The organism is Burkholderia sp. Ax-1720 (assembly GCF_011753035.1).
Lineage (GTDB): Bacteria > Pseudomonadota > Gammaproteobacteria > Burkholderiales > Burkholderiaceae > Burkholderia > Burkholderia gladioli.
On the sequence record NZ_VWWK01000293.1, the window covers coordinates 1 to 5,000 of the forward strand.

General features: G+C 71.3%; 4 protein-coding genes. 1 reads left to right on the forward strand and 3 read right to left on the reverse strand.

Annotation, left to right across the window (positions count from 1 at the left end):
* Positions 1-1,468 (forward strand): methyl-accepting chemotaxis protein (locus F3J18_RS35445; RefSeq protein WP_166916769.1); only part of this gene is annotated, 1,468 nt, incomplete at its 5' end.
* A gap of 121 nt (positions 1,469-1,589) precedes the next feature.
* Here F3J18_RS35445 and F3J18_RS35450 read toward each other — a convergent pair.
* Genes F3J18_RS35450 through F3J18_RS35460 form a run of 3 tightly spaced genes read right to left on the reverse strand, consistent with a single transcriptional unit; the run spans position 1,590 to position 4,919 of the window.
* Positions 1,590-2,495, reverse strand: a complete 906-nt coding sequence (locus F3J18_RS35450) for an HlyD family secretion protein (protein ID WP_025098718.1) — start codon at positions 2,493-2,495, stop codon at positions 1,590-1,592.
* Between the two features lie 13 nt (positions 2,496-2,508).
* The gene (locus tag F3J18_RS35455) at positions 2,509-2,712 is read right to left on the reverse strand and encodes a DUF1656 domain-containing protein (protein ID WP_013697734.1); all 204 of its coding nucleotides are present in this window, start codon (positions 2,710-2,712) and stop codon (positions 2,509-2,511) included.
* Positions 2,709-4,919, reverse strand: coding sequence for an FUSC family protein (locus tag F3J18_RS35460; protein WP_166916770.1), 2,211 nt, complete (start codon positions 4,917-4,919; stop codon positions 2,709-2,711). Before F3J18_RS35460 ends, F3J18_RS35455 begins: the two co-directional genes overlap by 4 nt.
* Positions 4,920-5,000: the final 81 nt, after the last annotated feature.

Here is a 5,000-nt window from a genome sequence, read left to right on the forward strand (position 1 = left end):
TCTCGACGAGTCGATCCGCTCGGTCTACGAGCAGGGCCACGTGGCCAGCCACGCGGCCGAATCGGTGCGCGGCCACGTGCTGCGCGCGAGCCGCGCGCAGAAGATGCTGCTGACGGCGACCACCGCCAAGGAGCGCGACGACCTCGGCAGCGACATCGAGGGCGACCTCAACGGCATCACCAGCGACCTGAAGACGCTCGGCAGCTACACCGATGCCGGCGATCGCGCCACGCTCGACACCTTCACCAAGTCGGTCACCGGCTGGAGCGCGCACCTGCGCGACTTCGTGGCGCTGATCAAGCAGCAGCCGCTGGACCTCTCGCAGATGAACTGGCAGGTCGGCACCCAGGACGTCGGGCTGCTGGTGGAAACCGGCAAGCTCGAGAAGCAGGTAGACGCGCTGGTGGCCTCGCGCGGCGAGGCGGCCAGGCAGACGCGCGATGCCTCGACGGCGCGCTTCCACGCCTCGCTGGCGATGATCGCCGTGATGACGGCCGCGCTGATCGTGCTGGCGATCCTGATCGCCTCCTGGGTGGTGCGCCGGCTCGGCGCGCAGCTCGGCGGCGAGCCCGCCACCGCGAAGACGATCGCCGCCGGCATCGCCAGCGGCGACCTGACCCAGCCGGTCAGGCTGGCCAGGCGCGACCGCGGCAGCGTGCTGTACGCGCTCGACGAGATGCAGCGCCAGCTCGCCGGCACGGTGCGCGAGATCGCGGCCAGCGCCGAGGCGATCGCCTCGGCCTCGGGCGAGATCTCGACCGGCAACCTCGACCTGTCGCAGCGCACCGAGCAGCAGGCGGTGGCGCTGGAGCGCACCTCGTCGAGCATGTCGCAACTGACCTCGACGGTCCACCAGAACGCCGAGAACGCGCGGCAGGCCAGCGCGCTGGCGCAGAACGCCTCGGACGTGGCCGAGCAGGGCGGCGAGGTGGTGGGCCGCGTGGTGGCGACCATGAACCAGATCGACGAGAGCGCCAAGAGCATCCGCGACATCATCGGCACGATCGAGGGCATCGCCTTCCAGACCAATATCCTGGCGCTCAACGCGGCGGTCGAGGCGGCCCGCGCGGGCGAGAACGGGCGCGGCTTCTCGGTGGTGGCCAGCGAGGTGCGCACCCTGGCGCAGCGCTCGGCCACCGCGGCCAAGGAAATCCGCCAGCTGATCGGCGCCTCGGTCGAGCGCGTCGCCAACGGCGCGCAGCTCGCCAGCGACGCGGGACGCACCATGGAGGAGGTGGTGCGCGCGGTGCGTCGCGTGACCGACATCATCGGCGAGATCTCGGCGGCCTCCACCGAGCAGAGCGCCGGCATCGACGAGATCGGCCGCGCGGTCGAGCAGATGGACGACGGCACGCAGCAGAACGCGGCCCTGGTCGAGCAGGCCGCGGCCGCCGCGCGCTCGCTCGACGAGCAGGCCCAGGCGCTCAAGGCGCTGGTCGGGCACTTCCGGGTGAACGCGCAGGCTTGAGCGTGAGGGCGGCGCCGCGCGCGTCGTCCCCGCCATGAAGATCGGCCCGCGATGCAGGACGCATCGCGGGCCGATTTCGTTTGGGGGCGTTGGCCGCTCGCCGTTCAGGCGGCCGACGCGATCAGGACTTGGCGGGGGCCGGTGTCGGCGTTGCCGCCTTGCGCTCCTTGCCCTCGTCGACGATCACCGTGCAGGTGGTGCCGGCCGACAGCACCAGGCCCTCGGGCACCTCGTCGATATGGATGCGCACCGGCACGCGCTGGGCCAGCCGCACCCAGTTGAAGGTCGGGTTGACGTCGGCCACCAGGTCGCGGCTCTGCGGGTTGTCGCGGTCGTAGATGCCGCGCGAGATGCTGTCGACATGGCCCTTCAGCACGCCGCCGCTCATCAGCCGCATCTCGGCCGGCGCGCCCAGCTTCACGCGCGGCAGCTTGGTTTCCTCGAAGTAGCCGTAGACCCAGAACGAATGGCTGTCGATGATCGCCAGCTTGGCGTTGCCGGCGGTGGCGTAGTCGCCGCGGAACACGTTCAGGTTGGTGATGTAGCCGTCCACCGGCGCGACCACCCGGGTGCGCGCCAGGTTCAACTGGGCGGCGTCCAGCGCGGCCAGCGCCTGCTGGTACTGGGCGGCGGCGCCCGAGGCGGTCTGCGAGGCGTTCTCGCGGTTCTCGCGCGAGACCACGGCGGCGTCCAGGTCGGCGCGGCGCGCGGCATCGGCGCGGCGCATCGCCAGCTCGGCGGCGCGCGCGGCCACCGCGGCCTTGGCCTGCTCGACCGCGATCGCGTAGTGGGAAGGATCGATCTGCATGATCAGGTCGCCCTTGTGGACGAACTGGTTGTCGCGCACCGGCAGCTCGACCACCGCGCCCGACACGTCGGGCGCGACGTTGACGATCTCGGCGCGCACCCGGCCGTCGCGGGTCCAGGGCTCGTCCATGTAGTGGACCCACAGCCGGTGGCCGATCAGGATCGCGATCACGAGGATGACGGCCGTCGCGACGAAGCCGAAGAGTTTTCTGAGGAGCATGGTTCGATTCATTTCAACGATAGACGGCAAGGCCCAGGCCGCCGCAGATGCACACCAGCAGGCTGGCGCGGAACAGCGAGGGATGCCAGACGAGGCGGTACAGGCCGGTGGCGGCCAGCAGCCGGTCGACCATCCAGGTGAGCAGGGCGCCGAGCACGAACATCAGCACGACGGTCGGCATGTAGGCGTCGAAGACGGCGATTTCACGCGGCATCATGATGGGTTTCCCGGGGTGGGGCGCGCCGTGCCGCCGTCGAGCGACGCCAGCGGCGATTCGCGATCGAGCAGCGCGGTGCGCACGAAATGCAGGTGACTGAGGATGCGTTGCAGCTGGTGGCGTTCCTCGGCGGGCGGCGCGAAGGTCTCCAGCGCCTGCCGGGTCGCGGCGATCGCGTCGATGGTGGCGGCCAGCGCGGCATCGAAGCGGGCCGGGCGGGGACGCGCGAACAGCGCGGTGACGCTGCGCCGCATCGCGCGGATCGCCTGGCGCCAGGGCATCGAGGCGGCGTAGCGCGGGTCCCTCGGCAGCGCCGCCAGCTCGTGGCGCAGGTCGATGATCGCGTTGCCGACCTCCAGCACCGCGAACATCCAGCGCAGCGCGTCGCGCTGCACGCCGGGCTGGTCGGCCGACAGCGTGTGGGCCTGGAACATCAGGTCGCGCGCGCCGCTCTCGAAGCGCGTGCGCAGCCCGCCCAGGCGGTCCTGGCAGGCCATCACCACCTGCCGGCGCAGGTCGGCGAACAGGCGGCGCTTGAGCCAGGGCGAGCTGGGCGGCACCAGCACCGCGAAGGCGACCGCCGAGACCAGCATCGACAGCACGATCGCCAGGCCGTTGTTGAGGAAGTCGGTCGGGTCGTAGTGCGTGACGTTGTCGGGGCCGGCCAGGAAGCTGAAGAAGATCAGGTAGCCCATGCCGTGCGCGCCCGTCTTCGGCCGCAGCGTCAGCCAGATGCCGATCGACAGCAGCGGGGCCAGCGCCACGCACAGCATCGGGAAGCCGTCGATGCGCGGGTAGACGAAGAACATCAGCAGGATGCCCATCACCACCCCCAGCGAGGCGCCCATGCCCATCTGCATGGCGGTCGCGCTCGGCCGCGGCGAGGCCGAAGCCAGCGCGCACACGGCCGCCGCGTTGAGCACCAGCATCACGCCGCTGGGCCAGGCGCTGTGGATCCAGAACCAGCCCAGCAGCAGCATCACCACGGCGGTGCGCAGGCCGGCGATCAGCGAGGCGGTCAGGTTGGTCTTCGGCTCGAACTGCTCGATCCAGCGCTCGCGCTCGTGCGTCTCGCTGGCCAGCGACCCGTAGGTGGCGGCGTAGGCGTGCACGTCGCTGATGAAGCGGTAGAGCAGCTCGGCGGCGGTGTCGAAGTCGAGCAGCGGGAAATCGGGGCGCGTCTCCAGCTCGGCGCGGGTGGCGCGGATCCGGCGCGGCAGCGCGTCGCGATAGGCCAGCAGCGGCTCGGCGATGCGCGCCGCGTCGGCCGCGGTGCGCACCGGCTGGCCCTCGGGCTCGAGCAGCGGAGCGATCTCGCGGTAGTAGGGCTCGAGCGCCGCGATCACCGCCGTGTCGTGCGCCGCGCGTAGCCGGTTCATCAGTTGGTGCAGCGCGTGGAAGCGGCTCGAGGCGGTCATGAACTCGCTGTTCAGGCGCGCCAGGCGCCCGTTGCGCATGCGCGACTCGTGGTTCTCGAACACCGCCATGCTGCGCGCCGATTCGAAACCGATCACGTCGGCCACGAAGCGCGTGTGCACATTTTCGATATGGGCGCGGTCGAGCTTGCCCGACAGCGCCGAGGCCACGTAGTCGACGAAGGACGAGAAGCGCCGGCGCACCGTGGTGCGCATCTGCTCGCCGGTGTAGCGCGGGAACAGCAGGGCGCTGACCAGGCCCGCCGAGACGATGCCGACGCAGATCTCGGCCACCCGCGTGAGCGCCGACATGAAGGCGCCGTCGGGCTGCTGCGAGGCGGGCAGGCCGATCAGCGCGGCGGTGTAGCCGGCCAGCAGGAAGCCGTAGCTGCGGAAGTTGCGGTTGCGCGCGGCGCCGGCGTTGCAGATCGCCACCCACAGCGCGACCGCGATCAGGAACAGCCAGGGCTGCTGCGGGAACAGGCCGACGAAGGTCAGGGTGGCGGCCAGGCCGACGAAGGTGCCGGTCAGGCGGTAGAAGCTCTTGGCCAGCACCGCGCCGCTTTGCGGCTGCATCACGATGAACACGGTGGTCATCGCGGTCTTCGGCGCGGGCAGGTCGAGCACCATCGACACGCCGATCGCCAGGAAGGCCGCCGTCAGTGCCTTGAACAGGTAGAGCCAGGCATTGCCGTCGGTGCGCGCCCAGTCGGCGCAGGTCGCGGCGAGCGCGGCGAACGGCGAGCGGGCCGGCGGCGGCGCCGAAGCGGGAGTGGACGAGGGGGCGGACATCGCGGCTTTCCTCACTCGGCGGCCGGCATGGCGGCGCGGTCGGTGTCGGCCAGGGCGGCGCCCGGCTCGGCGGCATGCCGG

Excerpts from the sequence above, each read along its gene's own strand:
- F3J18_RS35450 (WP_025098718.1), bottom strand. The coding sequence starts at position 2,495 with ATGCTCCTCAGAAAACTCTTCGGCTTCGTCGCGACGGCCGTCATCCTC.
- F3J18_RS35455 (WP_013697734.1), bottom strand. The coding sequence starts at position 2,712 with ATGATGCCGCGTGAAATCGCCGTCTTCGACGCCTACATGCCGACCGTC.
- F3J18_RS35460 (WP_166916770.1), bottom strand. The coding sequence starts at position 4,919 with ATGTCCGCCCCCTCGTCCACTCCCGCTTCGGCGCCGCCGCCGGCCCGC.